Origin of the sequence: Ureibacillus massiliensis 4400831 = CIP 108448 = CCUG 49529 (assembly GCF_000772965.1) — a bacterium.
In the GTDB taxonomy this organism is placed as follows: domain Bacteria; phylum Bacillota; class Bacilli; order Bacillales_A; family Planococcaceae; genus Ureibacillus; species Ureibacillus massiliensis.
The window spans coordinates 103,599-121,209 of record NZ_JPVQ01000001.1 but is presented as its reverse complement, the minus strand read 5'-3'; the positions used below and the strand labels follow the sequence as shown (position 1 = coordinate 121,209).

Below are 17,611 nucleotides of genomic sequence, written 5' to 3'. Positions count from 1 at the left end.
CATTTTCTAAATCTAATGCTTATTTAATATATTGCTATTTTTTACACATACTTTTGTAGTTATTACCATAACTTAGTATGGATTGGAAAGGATGGGATACTCTTGAACAATGAATTAGTGAGAGCAGAACAAAAAAAGAAGATCGCATTTATCGTGGAACACTGTCCTACGAAGGGACTCTATCCATTTGAACGTGTTGCAACACTTGCAAGACTATTAGAAAAAGAAGAAACAGTATGGGTTTTTATAAAAGCAACATCAAAGAAAGCAATTGAATTATTAACAAATGAGCAAATATCACCTATTTTATTTGATCATCAACACGAATTAATCAAACAAATTCGCAATTTACAGCCTGATTTAATTGTTCAAGATGGTAAAGATACTATCATCGAACAAGTAGAGCAATTGAGACCTCATTGCAAAACTCTTGTCCACTTTGATGACTTTGGGGATGGCTCACAATTTGCAGATTGTAATATAATCGCTTTATTTGAAGAAACAAAAGAAAACATCGCTCAAAATTGCTTAGCAGGTCCTTACGCTTTTGCCGTTACAGATACAATTTGTGCAATTGCCGAATCCCGCGCTTCAAATGAATTGTCAAACCCACCTCATATCGTGGTCGCTTATGAAGACGGAGATGAAAACAATTTAACATATCGGACTTTAAGACATTTAACTCAACTGCATATTCCTTTAAAAATAACTGTCGCTATTGACAGTGAATACAAGCATTCCGTTGAAGATTTGCAAATGATGGTTTTAAGTCGTCGTAATACAAAGATTTTTAAACATGAAAGAGCTCTTGAACAGCTTTTAACAGAAGCTGATATCGTCATTTGCAATGCAAATTACACGCCTTATAAGGTTGCCGCTGTTGGTGTTCCATGTATTACAGCAGCCCAAAATGAACGTGAGTTAAATAATTCATTCCCTCGCGAGCATCACGGATTTATTCATTTAGGCTTAGGACGCAAAATGAAACAATCTAATATTCAAAATGCGGTCATGGAGCTTCTACTTCATGAACAAAGACGTGAAAGAGCTGTACGTAAACAAATAGAGCTTGAAATATTAGATAATAATGAAGTTTTAAAATGCCTTCTATTAGATTTTGCTTACGAGCGTCATAATATTGTATCGTTATAATTTATTTTTTTCGATTTTGTATAGCACAAAATAGGACAAATACCCCTCTTTTCTAGCAGGTATTTTAGATTAGTAAAATTATCATTATTAAATTGTAAAATATTTGTTAACCTTAGACAGCCGTAACCCTCACAAAGGTTTCGGCTGTTTTCTTTATTTCGTAATGATATTCAAAAGACGCCCAATTTATAGTACTATTGTAATTGTAGACATTTTTTAACTTAAAGAGGAGTTGGTGAAATATGGGGAACAATTTATCAGTATTAATATGTGACGATTCAATGCTAATCCGTAAAAAATTAAGATCCGCTCTAGAAAAATGTAAATGTGAAACAATTTATGAAGCAGAAAATGGCGTACAAGCTGTGGAACAAGCAAAAGAACACAATCCCGATTTAATTTTTTTAGACATTGTCATGCCAGATAAAGATGGTATTGAGGCGTTAAAGGAAATTAAAGCAAATAATACAGAAGTAAAAGTTGTCATGGCTTCTTCTGTTGGGACAAGCGATCATCTAAAAGAAGCTTTAGCAAACGGAGCCTATGACTTCATTCAAAAACCAATTTCCCTTGAAGCAATCGCTCAACTAATTGAAAAAGTAATGAAGGAGGAAAACTAATATGTTTAGCCAATACTTCGGTCATTACTTATTAAATCGCGGACTCATTACACGTGACCAATTAGCAGATGCTTTAGAATTCCAAAAATCGGTTCATGTTAAATTTGGTGTGATCGCTGTTGATGAAGGTTTTATGACAACAGCCCAGGTCGAAGAAGTACATGAAAAACAAAAACAAATGGACAAGCGTTTTGGTGAAATCGCCGTTGAATTAGGCTACTTAACAGAAGAACAAGTGGATGCACTAATTTCTCATCAAAAACAAAGTCACCTATACTTAGCCCAAGCCCTTGTTGATCGCGAGTATATGACAATTGACGAGTTCGGTTCTGCTTTAAATGATTATAAAACTGAAAATAGTTTATCCGATGACCAATTTGAAGAAATTCGAAATGGTAGCGTTGAAGCTTTAATAGAAAATATATTATCAAAAAGTCCAGAATTTCATGAGAAATATAGCAGTTATCTATCTTTATTCGCAAAAAATATTATTCGTTTTATCGATGACCAAGTCTATTTAGAGATTGCTAGTGTTGATGATATAGTGGATAGTAATTGGTATATCTATCAGGAAATCACAGGTGAAGCACCATTAAAAACTGGCATGAGCATGAATGAGGAAGCTTTGCTTTACATGGCTTCAGTTTACGCTGAAGAACAACTATTTGAAGTTGATGCCCTTGCAAAAGACTCTGTTAGTGAATTCTTAAATTTACATAATGGTATTTACCTAGTGAACATGTCAAACTGGGGTACTGAACTAAAAATGAATCCTCAACAAGTTCTTGAAAATACACCTATTTCTGAGACTCCTTTAGTAGTTAATGTAAATATGTCAAAAGGTACGTTCCAATTAATTCTTGCTTAACAATTAAAAATTAGTTTGAAGGCTCTCGCGTACTATGTATGTAGAGCCTTTTGTTTTAATCTCCCCCTCATCTTTCAAGTTCCCCCCCACTCCTTCCATTTACCACCATCCTATCTGACGATAATTTAATGAATTTCACACACATCCTATGATACAATGTTGAATGAACAGTCACTCGTGAATTTACTATAAAAAGGGGCAATCAACATGCTTTCGAAAAAAGAGCTTGAACAACAAATTGCAGAATTAAAAATGGATTATATCAATTTACAAGGTGATATGGAAAAGCTTGAACAAACGGGTCATGCTGGTTCTGTTGCACAAGCAGCTGAACGCCTTGAAAAAATGGAAAAACAACTTGCTGAACTGAATAAACAGCTCGCGGCGTTGTAGTGCCCGCGGGTTTTTTTGTGAGTTTTTACGTTAGCGAATTTTTAATATATTATTTTATTTTTGGAGGAACACATAGTTATGGCAATATTAAAGGTTGAAAACTTAAGCCATTCTTTTGGGGATCGTACCCTATTTAAGGATGTTTCGTTTCGTCTTGTAGAGGGCGATCATATCGGGCTTGTTGGTGCAAACGGCGTTGGAAAATCAACTTTAATGGGCATCATTACAGGTCAAATAATTCACGATACTGGACGTGTTGAATGGTTACCTGGTACTCACTATGGTTATTTAGATCAGCATACCGTTCTTTCCGCAGGTCGCTCGATGCGTGATGTGTTACGCGATGCTTTCCTTCCCCTCTACAAAAAGGAAGAAGAATTAAACGAAATCACCGAAAAAATGGCAGAGGCCACTCCTGAAGAACTAGAAGAATTATTAGAGCAAATGGCTGACATCCAAGATGCTTTAGATGCAGGAGATTTTTATTCATTAGACATTAAAATTGAAGAGGTTGCTCGTGGACTTGGTTTAGATGCAATCGGTCTAGAACGTGATGTCGCTGCCCTATCTGGTGGCCAACGAACAAAAGTATTACTTGCTAAGCTTTTACTGGAAAAGCCAAAAGTTTTGCTACTTGATGAGCCTACAAACTATTTAGATGAGGAACACATTACTTGGCTATCTAATTATTTAAAAAATTACCCTCATGCATTTTTACTTATTTCGCATGATACGGAATTTATGAATGGCGTTGTAGATGTTATTTTCCATCTCGAATTCACGAAAATGACACGTTACACAGCAACTTATGAAAAGTTTTTAGAGCTAGCAGAAATTAATAAACGTCAACACATCGATGCTTATGAAAAGCAACAGGAATTTATTAAAAAGCAAGAAGAGTTTATTGCGAAAAATAAAGCACGCTACTCTACTACTGGTCGCGCTAAATCTCGTCAAAAGCAGCTAGAACGTATAGAACGTATCGAGCGCCCAGAAACAGCAGTGAAGCCTGAATTTAGCTTCAAAGAATCTCGCGCATCAAGCCGTTTTGTCGTAGAAGCAAAAGAATTATTAATTGGTTACGATAAAGCAAAGCCGTTATTACCGCCATTATCATTCTCAATTGAACGCGGAGAAAAAATCGCATTAATCGGGATGAACGGTGTTGGGAAATCGACTTTACTGAAAACAATGCTTGGAAAAATTAATGCATTAGGCGGAGAAGTACGCCGTGGCGATTTCTTAATCCCTTCATACTTTGAGCAGGAAGTAAAGGCTGGAAACATTACACCGATCGATGATGTGTGGAACGCCTTTCCAAGTATGGACCAGCATCAAGTTCGCGCTGCCCTTGCTCGTGCTGGATTGAAAAATGAACATATCTCTCGTCCATTGAATTCATTATCTGGGGGCGAGCAAGCAAAGGTCCGTTTATGTAAGCTTATGATGGAAGAGTCTAACTGGCTCGTATTTGACGAACCGACAAACCATTTAGATGTGGATGCAAAAAGCGAATTAAAACGTGCAATGCAAGAATATAAAGGAACAATCGTGCTTGTTTCCCATGAACCTGAGTTTTATGAAGGATTAGCGACCAAGGTTTGGAATGTACAGGATTGGTTTACTACTGGGAAAACAGATTTATAATAGGAGAAACCGCGGATTAATGAAAGTTGACCGCGGTTTTTTGATTTCTGGAGAAAATGAATACTAATTCATAGTGTTCGGAGAATATATTGTGATATCGGATTTGGTTCTGGGGTATCATAGGATGATTATTTGAACTCAAAATCGTGTTTGGGATGGAAATTTCTTGTAATACTCGCACTTTGTGTGGAAATACTCGCGACTTTTGGTGAAATACTCGCGACTTCCCTCGAAATACTCGCGACTTCAATTTTCAGCTCACGAAAATATCAAAATAATACAAATCGAATCAATCTCCTACCATATAAAACATCCATCCAAAATAAAAATTTCGCAGTTTTACAAAATTTTTAATTCAGAAGGAATAATATACCGCTTGTCCTTAAACGTCCCAACGCTTTTAAATCCTAGAGAACGTAATATTCGACTTGCTGCATCCTTGGATTCCACACCTGTAAATTCACGAAATTCCCGATTAGAAATGTTATCATTCCACAACAAACGATAGTCATTTAACGCTTCGAGTATTGCAACTCGATTATCATTTCCACATTTCATACAGATCCAACGTCCATATTTATACTTCATTGTTTCACGAAAATTACACTCACTACAAAGTACACCTGTGCGAAGATTCTTTCTATCCAATGATATTTTCCATGGTTTAATATGATGCATTCCCAAAAAGTGATATCCTATTGACATCAACTCTTTCTCAGAAAAAATCTTTTGCATTTTATATTTTTCTAACATCTTACTTAACTTATATCGAAGACCCGTTACATGGAAAAGATGTACATCCAAAACGTCCACCCTCTCTAAAATTGATTTGGGGTTAGAAAAGACGACAGCGCACTCTACTGGTAAATCTATCCCCAACTTCAACAGCTGTTGTCGAACAAAAGACCGATGCCGCCGCACTTGATCAATAGGGTTACTATAGCTTTCAACTACCCCATCAAAGTTCTTTTTTATACATTGATGCGTCTGCTCATTAAACTCTATAAATCCAGAATAATACTTAATTTCTAAAACAAATACGAAATGCTGAGAAAGAAAAAGTGTATCTAGTTGGTGTTGAAAACCTTGATCATTTTCTGCCATCAGTCCATGGAGTAAAATGTGTGGAAACTGAATTTTCATATCTATCCACTCACGATCAACGCGTTTTTCACCTACATAACCAGATTTTGCCCATGCTAACTGTTTCTGAAATTGTAAAAACAATGGATCCTTACTGGACAGTCTTCTAATAGCAGCTTCAAGTAACGCAATTTTTTCAGGTTTTAAACGTTCTAGTAGTATCAAATATCTTACCTCCTCTTTCAAAACTAGAACTATTTTAAATTGATACATCGAAATCTTCCAAACTCCGAAAATTTATATTTCTAGTGAAAATAGACTCTAAAATTCATTTTTTATTAATAGCCATAATTAACTAAAACTTATTGATAAATTTTGAAACTTTTTCACATAATGCACGTATATATTAGTAAAGAAATGTCTATATAAAATAATAGAAAGCTTATTATGTATAAATTGTGAAAATTATTGACTTATATTTATCTTACTAGTAAGATATCTATATAACGAATTTATCTTACTAGTAAGCTTTTATAAATTATGAAAGCGAGGAGTTATTATGACAGTTACTATTTACACACAATCTAGCTGTTCCTCATCACGAAAAGCAATCAAATGGTTAAAAGAAAATCATATCGATTTTGTTGAGAAACGAATCACTTCTCAGCCTCTATCACTAATGGAATTTAAAAACATTCTACGTATGACTGAGGATGGAACAGATGAAATTATTGCAACAAACTCAAATGACTTTAAAAATCTTAATGTGGATATCGAACAGTTATCAATTCAAGAACTATATAATTTAATCCAAAAACATCCACGTATGCTACGCAGTCCAATCTTACTAGATGAAAAAAGAATTCAAGTGGGCTATAATGAAATGGATATTCGCCGTTTTATTCCACGTAAGGTTCGTGCGTATGAATTAAATGCGATGCAAAGGCTTGCTAGTCAGATATAATTAATGTGTTTAGTCTAGTGAATGAGACTTCCTTTGGGTACCTTTTTCACAAAGCTAATCATAGATGGAGGCTTTCGCATTATGGATAACCAAAGAAACCAACACCTTTCATCACTGTTTGAAGTTGTCTCTTCATTAGAGCGAAAATGGGCAAATGAATGGAATCAAAAAAATCAATTAGGATTTTCAAAATCTCATATATTATTATTAGATTTATTGGCTAAGGAAGGGCCAAAACGTCCTTCTGCAATTGCTGAACGCCTAAAAGTGACAACCGGTGGCGTAACAGTGTTAACAAATAAACTGATTAATGCAGGGTTTATCGAAAAAACGCAAAGCAATGCAGATCGACGTGCTTCCCAAATTGCCATTACCCCTGAAGGTGAGAGAATTCTAAACGAATCTCGAGACCAAGTAACAAAAATGATCGACTCCATGTTTGGCATGCTTTCAAATGATGAAATCAAAACATTACATACGATATTTGAACGTTTACTTAACGGTAGATAAAGCAAGATGTTAAATAGGACATCTTGCTTTTTTACTACCCTCACCTCTCTATTAAGAGAACATTTCCAAACCACTCCCCCTATTCAGGCAAATAAAAAAACGAAAGAATAAACCCTAGATTAGAGTTATCCTTTCGTCATCTATATAAATGTTAAAGAGGGCTACCATTACCAATTTTTTAAGCAGTTAATACAACGTCGACCACTGCATCATCAGACAATAAAATTTCTTTTAGCCTTGCTTTTGCACGGAATAAACGTGATTTTACTGTACCAATAGATACTTTCATTAGTGCAGATATTTCAGCTAATGAATATTGATCCACATAGAAATACCATAGAGTCTTTTGATAAATCGCATCAAGCTGCTTCATTTTTTCTTGAACAATTTTTGTTACTGCTACTTTTTCTATTTGTTCTTCTGTAGAAATTTCATTATTAGGAACCAAATCTAATATTGGAACGTCTAATGTTTCAGGTTGATGTAATACATACTTACTGCGACGAACATTTTTACGATAACGGTCACGGAAAGTATTCATCGTGATTGTTGTAAGCCATGCTTTAACATGCTCAACTTGTGAAACCTGTTCTTCATTTCGAACAACCTTTACCCACACCTCTTGCATTAAATCTTCTGCTTCTTGTGGGCTTCGAGTTAGTTTTAAACATAAATGATATATATATCTATTATATTCTTCATATATTTCAGCTAATTTATTAGTCATTTTTTAATCCTCCGTAAACTTTGGCATTGTTTATATACCGTTCTACAGTTTTCATTTTCCCAAAATTTTGTATTACACTCTATCGGATTTACTTTCAATTTCATTACATTGGTGTAAGGTTGCATTGTATAAGTTGTAATCTCGGTGTTACAAACTGCAGGAAAACCCTTTAATTTAAATATTTAAGGTCTTTTAAACTGTGTAATAAATGCCGTTTTGGTATACTGTTTTTACTAATTGAAATTTTGAAATGAGGGATCCTATGAGTCACTTACAATTACTTGATACGTATTTTTCACAACATCGATCACAGCATTTAGAGGAGCTTTTTGAATTTTTAAGTATCCCAAGTATCAGTTCACTTTCTGAGCATAAGTCTGATATGGTACATGCTGCTAATTGGTTAGCGAATGCACTAAAAAAACTTAACATTGAGAATGTCTCTATCGATGAAACAAAAGGACATCCAGTTGTTTATGGTGAGTGGCTGCATGCTGAAGGCAAACCAACTATTCTTTTCTATGGCCATTATGATGTCCAACCTGTTGACCCATTAAACTTATGGGACTCCGAACCTTTCCAACCAGAAATCCGCGATAATAAGCTTTATGCACGAGGGGCATCTGACGATAAGGGCCAAGTATTCATGCATTTAAAAATGATAGAAGCACTCTTTGCAACAGAAGGTACACTGCCAGTGAACGTTAAATTTATATATGAAGGCGAAGAGGAAATCGGAAGCCCTAACCTTCCAGCCTATGTGGAAGCTAATAAGGAAAAACTTGCAGCAGACATCATATTAATTTCAGATACTGGCCTTTATGCACCAGGTAAACCGGCAGTATGCTATGGACTTCGTGGATTAACAGGTGTTCAAATTAATGTCCGCGGTGCAAAAAGCGATCTCCATTCTGGTTTATATGGTGGTGGTGTCCAAAATGCCATTCATGCATTAGCAGAAATCCTTGCTTCTTTCCGTGATAAACATGGGAAAATTCTAGTGGAAGGATTTTACGACAACGTTCTCCCTCTTACAGAAGAAGAACGCCAAGCATACCAAGAGTTGAATTTTGATGAGGAAGCATTAAAAGAAGAAATTGGTGTCGATGAATTATTCGGAGAAAGTGGGTTCTCCTACTTAGAACAAACGTGGGCACGTCCTACTTTAGAAGTAAACGGTGTATTCGGAGGATTTTCTGGTGAAGGTATAAAAACCGTTCTGCCAGCTGAAGCAGGGGCAAAAATTACTTGCCGTTTAGTTCCAAATCAAGACCCTGATGAGATTGTTAGCTTACTTCGTCAACATATCGAAAAACATAAGCCTGCTGGAGTAGATATTACAATAGCTGAGTTTGACAAAGGAGCTCCATTCTTAACACCTTTTGATCATCCGGTCATTCAGGCAGCAGGCCGTTCATATGAAAAAATCTATCAGGTCCCTACTGCATTTATCCGGGGTGGAGGTTCCATACCAATCGTTGCGTCATTTGATCAAATTTTAGGATTACCAGTTGTTTTAATGGGATTTGGTCTAAATAGTGAAAACTTTCATGCCCCAAATGAGCATTTTCACTTAGAAAACTTTGACAAAGGGTTACGCGTTTTAGGAGATTATTTACATGAAATAGCAAAAACCACTTTTTAAAATTGATTTTTTAATAAAAATATAAAATATTTATCATTAAAAAGGAATCAACTTGTTTGATTCCTTTTTATTTACACTAGAAAAATTAGGAAATGCTACTCTTTACATATTACTTGTCAATAATCTAAAATTGTTTTGACAATTGTTAAAATCCCCCTAAAACTATTTATCTAATGAATTGTATAATTATATTAATAAATAATACCTATCGATTCATATAATATTAAGGAATTATTCCTCACCATTGTGAGAAAGAGGAGACGTTTATGAACGTTAAAATAAACAGATTCACAAAGCTGGAAGCAAAGCTAGATACCGCATTTTCTGAGGGACATTATAATGAGGCGATTTCACTTGCTAACGAATTACTTGATCAAAGTGAACATGCTGAAGACCAAAAAGCTATGATGAAGGCATATTTAAATTTAGCAGGTAGTTATTATTATTTAGGTCAAATCGATCTCGCTTTTGAAAATGTACTTCAATACAAGCTTCTTTGTGATGAACATGGTGATGACCAAGATAAGTTTTATTTATTTAATTTAAGTTCCCTTATCTATGAATTTGATGAAAACTACGTAAAAGCAAAAGATGCGATGAATGAATGCATAAATATTGCATTAGAACTAGAAATGTATCAGGCTGCAAGTGCATGCCTAAATAAATATAGCTACTACTATATTTTAGAAAAGAACTATAGCGAAGCAGCCAAGAATGCAAACGCTTCCATGATTTTAGCTAAGAAGCATTGTCCAGGAGATATACTGTTACATTGTCAAATCTATTTTAATCTTGCAAAAGCCTATATTGGTTTGGACAGGCTTGAAGAAGCAAAGGAAATTCTTGAACCACTCCGTTTTAACGCCTATTTAAAAAATAGCTTACACGAAAAAGGACATTACTATTTCACCCTCTCCTTACTCTATACAGCTAGAGGAGAATATGAAAAGTCACTTTATACATTAAAAGAAGCCTATTGCATCTTTTCTGATCTCAATAATAAGATGATGCTAAAAAGTATTACCAAGAATTTATCTGAAATCTATGAAATTGTACATGATTACGAAAATGCATACGAAATATTAAAGCAATACACTATCATTTGTGAGCAACTGTTTACAGTCAGGCTCAATTCAAAAATAAAAGAAATCGACATAAAACATAGTATTGCTGAAATTGAAAAAAGAGCCAATTTGGATTGTTTAACCGGTGTATATAACCGCTATTATATTGAGATGAATTGCAATTCATGGCTTAAAGAAAGAAAAATCACTAGGTCAAGCATTTGCTGTATCGTTCTAGACGTCGATCATTTTAAAAACATCAATGACACCTATGGACATTTAATTGGCGATGAGGTTATAAAGACTGTAGGTAATACGTGCAAACAGGTAATGGAGGAAGAAAACACAATTGTCGGTCGATATGGTGGAGATGAATTTATCGTTCTTTTAAAGGACTACCCTTCTAATCAAATCATGGCTAAAGCACAGCAATTATTCCAAGCGCTTTCGGACTTAAAGGTGCAGTATGGTTTCAATACTATTCAAATTACAGTTAGTATGGGTATTGTTTGTAGTGATGGTATTCCAACTGTTAAGAAATTTACACAGCTGTTTAAAATAGCTGACCAAGCCTTGTATATGGCTAAAAATCAAGGCAAAAATCAGATTGTCTTTTTATCAAAAGAAAATTGTGGGATGAAATAATTGATTTTAATGGCTCACTCATTCCCCTTTTTACTTCATTTGTATGTTCCAGAAGATGGATAGCTGGGCTCGCTACATACGTATTTCACAAAAAAGGTGGACTCTGTTACCAGAGTCCACCTTTTTAACTGACCTTTTTAAAAGCTTTTATTTATATAATTATAGGGGAGGTTATATATCTTGTCGAACAAGCTTTCAAAAGGTTCATTGAGCTTAACTAGTCACTTCTACTAAAGAGCGATTTACATAAAAAATACTTGTTACTTTTTATGTTGACTTTAGTTTATCATCATTTTTCACCAATAACACAAACAGAAAGGAAATGTAACATTTTTATCACATTTTCGTTCACAATTTCGAGATAATTGTTGTATAACATACTATGAAAAATAGATTATCTTTTGGAAAACTAATAAACAATAGATTTACAGGTCATAATCTGTATTAGTATCTGTACTCATATTCCCAAACACCATTCCTCACAAATTAAAACGTTGTATTTTTTTGATTTATAAATTCATTACCTCTATTTAGATAATCCCCCTTTCCTATTTCTATAAAAACATTAATGAGTTTTCACTCCCAATCCAAGATGAAATTTTATCTCACAGAAAAAAGCATAAGACCTTTTAATGTCCTATGCTAAAAATTATCTAACTAATAAATATCGCAACTGTTGAGTAGATAATAACAGTGGCAAATTCGAATGTCATAAAGAATAAGGAGTAGACGAACATTTTATTCGCCCAAGTTTTCCCTTCCATTTTGTGATAGCCAACAAAGCTTAACCATAGCCAGATAACACCTAAAATGAATGATACAAGTGTTAAGCCCCAGCTTATTGGAGCAAATAAAAAGCTTGTTAATGTAAGAATAATTAAGTAAACATTCGTTTGTATATAGGTTCTACGGATTCCTTTAACAACTGGTAGCATTGGAATTTCAGCTGCAGCATAATCATCTTTTTTACGGATTGCAATCGCATAAAAATGAGGCATTTGCCAAATTACCATGATGATAAATAACGCCCATGCTGCTGGATGCCAAATGTCAGGCGATACTGCTGCCCATCCAATTAATGGCGGCATAGCTCCTGAAATACTCCCTACTTCTGTGTTCCAAATTGTTCTACGCTTTGTCCACATTGTATAAGGAACTACATAAAAGAATACGCCTAGGAAACCTAAAAATGCAGCTAACCATGTTGTTAATGCTAATAGAGCTAAACCTACTATTAGCATTACAATTGCAACAGTAAGTACTAGTTTTATATTTATATCGCCTGTTACAGTTGGACGGTTTTTAGTACGATGCATTTTAATATCAATGTCACGATCGTATAAATTGTTAAAAGCCCCAGCAGCCCCAATAATTAAAGCACTTCCCAAAAAGGCAAAAATAATATTTGGAATATTTTCTACGAAGTCTAATTCGTACGTATATAAAGCGAGCATAAGTGCAGCAATCATGGGAATTAAATTTGATTTAATAATTCCTGTTTTAACTGTCTTAGCCCATAAGTCTAAGTAGTTTCGCATATTGTGTCATGTTCCCCTCATTTATAGACACTCATTTTCATAAATTGAGCGCACTATTATTATCATACCACCGAACATGGATTTACAACAATCGACACTTACTTAGCAAATTATGAAATTTAAGTGAATTTATGAGTAAATAAATCATTTTAAGCCTATTTCTACTAATTCGAATTCCTTTATTAACAAAAAATAGAATCTGTTCCCTATTACACGAACGGACTCTATCTTTTAAACTATCTTAAACTTGCTTCTGTTGCTGCTAGTAATCCTATTGTTTTATTTTTCTTCCAAATGCTATCCCAATATTTTAAAGAAACGACTGTTTCCCCTTGGAAAGGTGCAATTTCAACAGTAATACCAGGCATTTTATAATTCATGATAAACCAATCCGCTGAAGCCCCAGATCCAGTTTCACCAGTTGGTGGCATGATGCTATAGCCTGTTACCTTTTTAATGGAATTAGCTAAAGCTAAATCCCGTTTCAATTGTGTTGACGTTTGATGATGGAAATAATATAAAACAGAACCTGAACTATGGTATGAAATATAAGATTTAAATTGGTGCTTTGCTACAAAATCTCTTAATGCACGTGATTCAGGCTCTGAAAATGCCTTTGTCCCCTTATAGTTTTTGTAGGAGGCATATTTTGTTGACGCTTTTGTAATCCAGCCTCCATCAAAATTACGGTTTAAATCAACTCCGCGAATATTGGCCTTCCAACGATTATAATTGACACTGCCATTATTCAAAAGTTTTGTTGCTGCTGTAGCATTTGCTTTCGTTTGAACAAGTGTTACTCCGTCCGGATTCATCATTGGGACATACCAAATACTCACCTTGTCTAGCAAAGCTTTTACATTGTAAGTACCATATTTTTTCCCATTGATATAAGCATATGTATACTCATCGATCATTTCTAGCAATACATTTGTTGTCATATGTTCACGGGCATGCATGGAAGCATCCATAATGATTTCCTTTTTGCCATTCCCTATTTTCAATGCATATAATGGTCTGCCTTCAACGGAGGCTCCGATTTTTTCAAGCTTCGTAAACTCTGGATACATATATGAAAATACTTTTATATGATATTCCATCTCTTTATAACTTATATTCTTTTTAGGTAACACTTGATCGATATGTTTGAAATTACTTAAATCTACATAAACACGCTTTCCAAACAATTCTATGACTCCACGGCCACCATTCACCATATGCAGTTTAACTTGTTGGCCTTTTGCAATGGACCCTAGAACGTTACCACTTTTATCTTTAAACTGCGCATCATTTTCAGCCACTATTGTTCTAGGAAAACTACCTTGCAAATGGCTCTCTATGTTTGCTTTTTCTTTTGTAGAAGTAAAAGCTGTTCTAGGAATATAGTAAACTTTGTTTCCAGCATTAATAATAAAGTAGTTTGTAGATACTCTAGTCGGTTTTAAGATAACGCCTTCTTCAATTGTACCTACCTTCACAAATCCATTCGGTGTTGAAAAATAATACGGTGTTGATTGTACAACCTTTCCATTTCCATCTATGTATGGTGAAATACTTTCCTCATTTTCAGTTTTATCTTGCGTTTCTTCTTCATTTTTTATAGGATTTTGAGATTCAGTATCTCTATTTACATCCACATCTTGATCCTTTAATACGCCATCAATTGTTGTTTGACTTTCTGTTGGTGCTTTATATTCTCCTACACTCGACTGATATATTTCAGACGTTATTGTAGAGAAGGAATTATTTATTTCTCCCTTATATACGTCATTCGTTTCACTAGCTGAAACAATTGATACTTGAGATGAAATTAAAGATGTTGCTAGTAGTATTGATAAACTCCTCTTATGAAAATTCATAGATGCAAAATTCCCCGTTTCATATAAAATGGTATTCTATTAATAAATAAACTATACTTCAAAAATATTATCAATGTGGTACTTTTTTGTTAAATTCTCATTAAAATTTCATTTCATTATCGTAATAATCTCTTACCATAAAAAAAACTTGAGGAAATTAATCCTCAAGCACTATACTTTTATTTTCGTTATATGAAATTTGAATCATTAAAATCCCTTATTTCCCATTATCTCTTTGAAGCTTCTTCAGCACCAACTAATCCTACAGTTTTATTCTTTTCCCAAATACTGTCCCAATATTTTAAAGGCACTACTGATTCATGAATGGGAGGTGCAATTTCGATTGTAATACCAGGTAACTTATACGTCATAATAAACCAATCTGCTGACGCGCCTGATCCAACATCCCCTGTTGGAGGCATTACTTTATAACCTGTCACGTTACTTAATTTCCTAGCAAGTCGAAGGTCCCGTTCTAAATTTTCACCCTTTTGATGGTGGTAGTAATATAATATAGAGCCGGAGCTATGATATGAAATATATGTTTTTATGTTTAGCTGTGCAATAAAATCTCTCAAATGCTTTGACTCTGGCTCTGAAAATGCTCTTGTACCTTTAAAGTCTTTATAAGCAGGATATTTTGTCGATTGTGAAGTCATCCAGCCTCCATCAAAATTCCGATTCAAGTCTACCCCTCGAATATTCGCTTTCCAATGATTAAAATTCATCCTGCCATTATTAATCATTAAAACTTCAGGAGAAACATTTTCTCTAGTTTGGACAAGTGTAACACCATCTGGATTCACCATTGGAACAAACCATATGCTAACTTGATTTAATAATTCATTTACATTAAATCCTTCAAAATTAGACCCTGTATCATACGCTTTTGAATATTGATCAATCATTTCAAGTAATAAATTCGTCGTCATATGCTCTCTTGCATGAATAGAACCATCCAACAATATTTCTTTATCGCCTTTTCCGAGCTTTACTGCATACAATGTCCTACCTTCCACCGACTTCCCTATCTCTTTTAACTGTAGAAACTCTGGATAAAGTCTAGAAAGAATTTGTAACATAAAAGACATCTCTTTATAACTAATATTCTTTTTTGGATTTACTAGATTTACATGCTGAAAATCGCTCAAATCAATATAAACTTGCCTGCCAAGTAAATTAATAACACCATAGGCATGCTTAATCGAAGCTAATTTGATTTCTTGTCCCTTCACGATTTCCCCTAACCTCTTACCATCCTCGTCTATAAACGCAGCATTCGTAGAAGCAACAAGCTTTGCGCCAACTGATTTTTTAGTAAGCTGATGGGATGTCGGTTTTTCATCAGTCGATATCATAGCCGATTTTGGTATATAAAAAGTATACTCAATACCTTTCACAATAAAGTAATTTTCTGTCACCCTTGCAGGGGAAAATACAGTGCCTGGCTCTAATGTACCAACTTCTACTAAACCTGTTGAATTCCCAATGTAAAACGGCGTTTTCTTGCTTACTTTTCCATTTCCATCATAATATAAAGGGGTGAGTTCTTCTGGGGAATTTAAAATTAAGTCATTTGCAGAAATAACATCCACATTTAATACAAAAAATAATAAAGCAATAACCCATACATTTAATTTTCTTATTACCATTTCCTTCTCTCCATTCAATATAAAAAGAAAAGAGAACTGTTTTACTAACAATTCTCATTTATTATTTCATATTGAAAAAGAGTTATTCTTTATATTTTTAATTACTAACATCTACTTTCGCATCTTGTATTTGTCCATTTCTCCTATCTATCCAATTACAGACAACTTTTAACATTGGAAAAACAATGATGAAAATAAATAATAATCGAAACATCTGAAAAACGGTAACAGCTGAAATATCTGCACCAATTGCGGTTGCAAGTAAACTCATCTGATCTAATCCACCTGCAGCTGTACTTAAAAAACCTGTTGGTAATGAGTAATTAAAAAAGTAACTGACCATCCATCCTTGTGCTAAAGTGATGCCAAGTAAAACAAGTGCACTTACAATTCCAATCGTTATTACTCTTGCTCCAAGCTTCAGCATACTTGGCTTCAATAAAAAGCCAATATATGCCCCAATAAATAATTGAGCAATATGTAATAACCAAACAGGTACTTCAGGTATATTAAATGATGTTAGCTGAAGTATTAATACAAGAAAAACAGGTGTTAAAAAGAAAGGTACTGGTAATTTTAATTTTTTACCTATTAAGGCGAAAACCCAACAAGCAAGAATGAGTAATCCAAGTGGAAGGAGTGTTGAAATACTGAAGCCTAAATGATCATCTCCTTTAACAACATGACCTGACACAAAAAATGGGATAAGCATGACAATACTTATTACCCTTATTACATGAAAATATGTAACAATGGCAAGGTTGATATCCTTTTCTTCCTCGGCAAAGGTTACAATTTGAGATATTCCCCCTGGAACTGTACAAGTAATGGCTGTTTTCAATGGGATATGGCTAAACTTTTCAACCCCTAATGCCATAATCGTTGTTAAAAGCACTAACGTTAAATTTAAAATAAGCATAAATAATATAAGCCAGCCCATTCCAGCAAACAAATCAAATTGAAAAGAGTGCCCTATCGCTGCTCCAACTATTACAAGTCCGATATTTCGAAAATAAGATGGCCATTCTAATGAAACTTTTTTAATAAAAAATTGACTTAGTAGTACTGCAAACAATGGCCCTAGCATCCAAGGAACTGGAAAACTGAATAATTCGAAGATGACGACACCTATTAAGCTTATGAACGTTACCAAAATGATTGATAGTACTTTCAAATAAAGGACTCCTCTTCTATCTTTTTACATTTCTATATTTATTATAGAACAAAGAATAATAGAGGGAGAA

Annotated in this window: 15 protein-coding genes; 9 read left to right on the top strand and 6 right to left on the bottom strand. The window is 34.3% G+C overall.

Features of this window, described 5'->3' with window-relative positions:
• Positions 1-102 precede the first annotated feature (102 nt).
• The 5 genes from CD30_RS00630 to CD30_RS00610 all read left to right on the top strand — a co-directional run bounded on the left by CD30_RS00630 (position 103) and on the right by CD30_RS00610 (position 4,680).
• Positions 103-1,152, top strand: coding sequence for a PseG/SpsG family protein (locus tag CD30_RS00630; protein WP_036170945.1), 1,050 nt, complete (start codon positions 103-105; stop codon positions 1,150-1,152).
• A gap of 242 nt (positions 1,153-1,394) precedes the next feature.
• Positions 1,395-1,772, top strand: a complete 378-nt coding sequence (locus CD30_RS00625) for a response regulator (protein ID WP_036170942.1) — start codon at positions 1,395-1,397, stop codon at positions 1,770-1,772.
• Between the two features lies 1 nt (position 1,773).
• Positions 1,774-2,640, top strand: coding sequence for a hypothetical protein (locus CD30_RS00620; protein WP_036170938.1), 867 nt, complete (start codon positions 1,774-1,776; stop codon positions 2,638-2,640).
• A gap of 207 nt (positions 2,641-2,847) precedes the next feature.
• Positions 2,848-3,033 carry an SE1832 family protein gene (locus tag CD30_RS00615; RefSeq protein ID WP_036170935.1) on the top strand — a complete coding sequence of 62 codons (186 nt, stop codon included), beginning with the start codon at positions 2,848-2,850 and terminating at the stop codon, positions 3,031-3,033.
• A gap of 78 nt (positions 3,034-3,111) precedes the next feature.
• On the top strand, positions 3,112-4,680 hold the full coding sequence (locus CD30_RS00610) for an ABC-F family ATP-binding cassette domain-containing protein (protein ID WP_036170932.1): 1,569 nt from the start codon (positions 3,112-3,114) through the stop codon (positions 4,678-4,680).
• 339 nt (positions 4,681-5,019) lie between these two features.
• On the opposite strand, the gene CD30_RS00600 is transcribed toward CD30_RS00610, so the two are convergent.
• Positions 5,020-5,988: a nuclease-related domain-containing protein gene (locus CD30_RS00600; protein WP_036170928.1), complete on the bottom strand. Its 969-nt coding sequence runs from the start codon at positions 5,986-5,988 to the stop codon at positions 5,020-5,022.
• 334 nt (positions 5,989-6,322) lie between these two features.
• Here CD30_RS00600 and spx point away from each other — a divergent pair, with 334 nt between their 5' ends.
• Entirely contained in the window at positions 6,323-6,727 is a 405-nt protein-coding gene (spx, locus tag CD30_RS00595) for a transcriptional regulator Spx (protein WP_036170925.1), read from the top strand.
• Positions 6,728-6,808: 81 nt separating this feature from the next.
• On the top strand, positions 6,809-7,237 hold the full coding sequence (locus tag CD30_RS00590) for a MarR family winged helix-turn-helix transcriptional regulator (RefSeq protein ID WP_036170922.1): 429 nt from the start codon (positions 6,809-6,811) through the stop codon (positions 7,235-7,237).
• Positions 7,238-7,415: 178 nt separating this feature from the next.
• Here the strand turns inward: CD30_RS00590 and CD30_RS00585 are convergent, their stop codons facing one another.
• On the bottom strand, positions 7,416-7,964 hold the full coding sequence (locus CD30_RS00585) for an RNA polymerase sigma factor (RefSeq protein WP_036170918.1): 549 nt from the start codon (positions 7,962-7,964) through the stop codon (positions 7,416-7,418).
• Between the two features lie 262 nt (positions 7,965-8,226).
• On the opposite strand from CD30_RS00585, the gene CD30_RS00580 reads away from it, so the two are divergent.
• Both CD30_RS00580 and CD30_RS00575 read left to right on the top strand, forming a co-directional pair.
• Positions 8,227-9,609 carry a dipeptidase gene (locus CD30_RS00580; protein WP_036170915.1) on the top strand — a complete coding sequence of 461 codons (1,383 nt, stop codon included), beginning with the start codon at positions 8,227-8,229 and terminating at the stop codon, positions 9,607-9,609.
• 266 nt (positions 9,610-9,875) lie between these two features.
• Complete coding sequence (locus CD30_RS00575; protein ID WP_036170912.1) at positions 9,876-11,318, top strand: tetratricopeptide repeat-containing diguanylate cyclase; 1,443 nt, start codon at positions 9,876-9,878, stop codon at positions 11,316-11,318.
• 653 nt (positions 11,319-11,971) lie between these two features.
• Here CD30_RS00575 and cyoE read toward each other — a convergent pair.
• The 4 genes from cyoE to CD30_RS00555 form a co-directional block, all read right to left on the bottom strand.
• Entirely contained in the window at positions 11,972-12,856 is an 885-nt protein-coding gene (gene cyoE / locus CD30_RS00570) for a heme o synthase (protein WP_036170910.1), read from the bottom strand.
• A gap of 236 nt (positions 12,857-13,092) precedes the next feature.
• Positions 13,093-14,715 (bottom strand): M14 family zinc carboxypeptidase, encoded by a 1,623-nt coding sequence (locus tag CD30_RS00565; protein WP_052125995.1) that lies wholly within the window; start codon positions 14,713-14,715, stop codon positions 13,093-13,095.
• Between the two features lie 227 nt (positions 14,716-14,942).
• On the bottom strand, positions 14,943-16,367 hold the full coding sequence (locus CD30_RS00560; protein WP_052125994.1) for a M14 family metallopeptidase: 1,425 nt from the start codon (positions 16,365-16,367) through the stop codon (positions 14,943-14,945).
• Between the two features lie 97 nt (positions 16,368-16,464).
• Complete coding sequence (locus tag CD30_RS00555; RefSeq protein ID WP_052125993.1) at positions 16,465-17,541, bottom strand: AbrB family transcriptional regulator; 1,077 nt, start codon at positions 17,539-17,541, stop codon at positions 16,465-16,467.
• Positions 17,542-17,611: the final 70 nt, after the last annotated feature.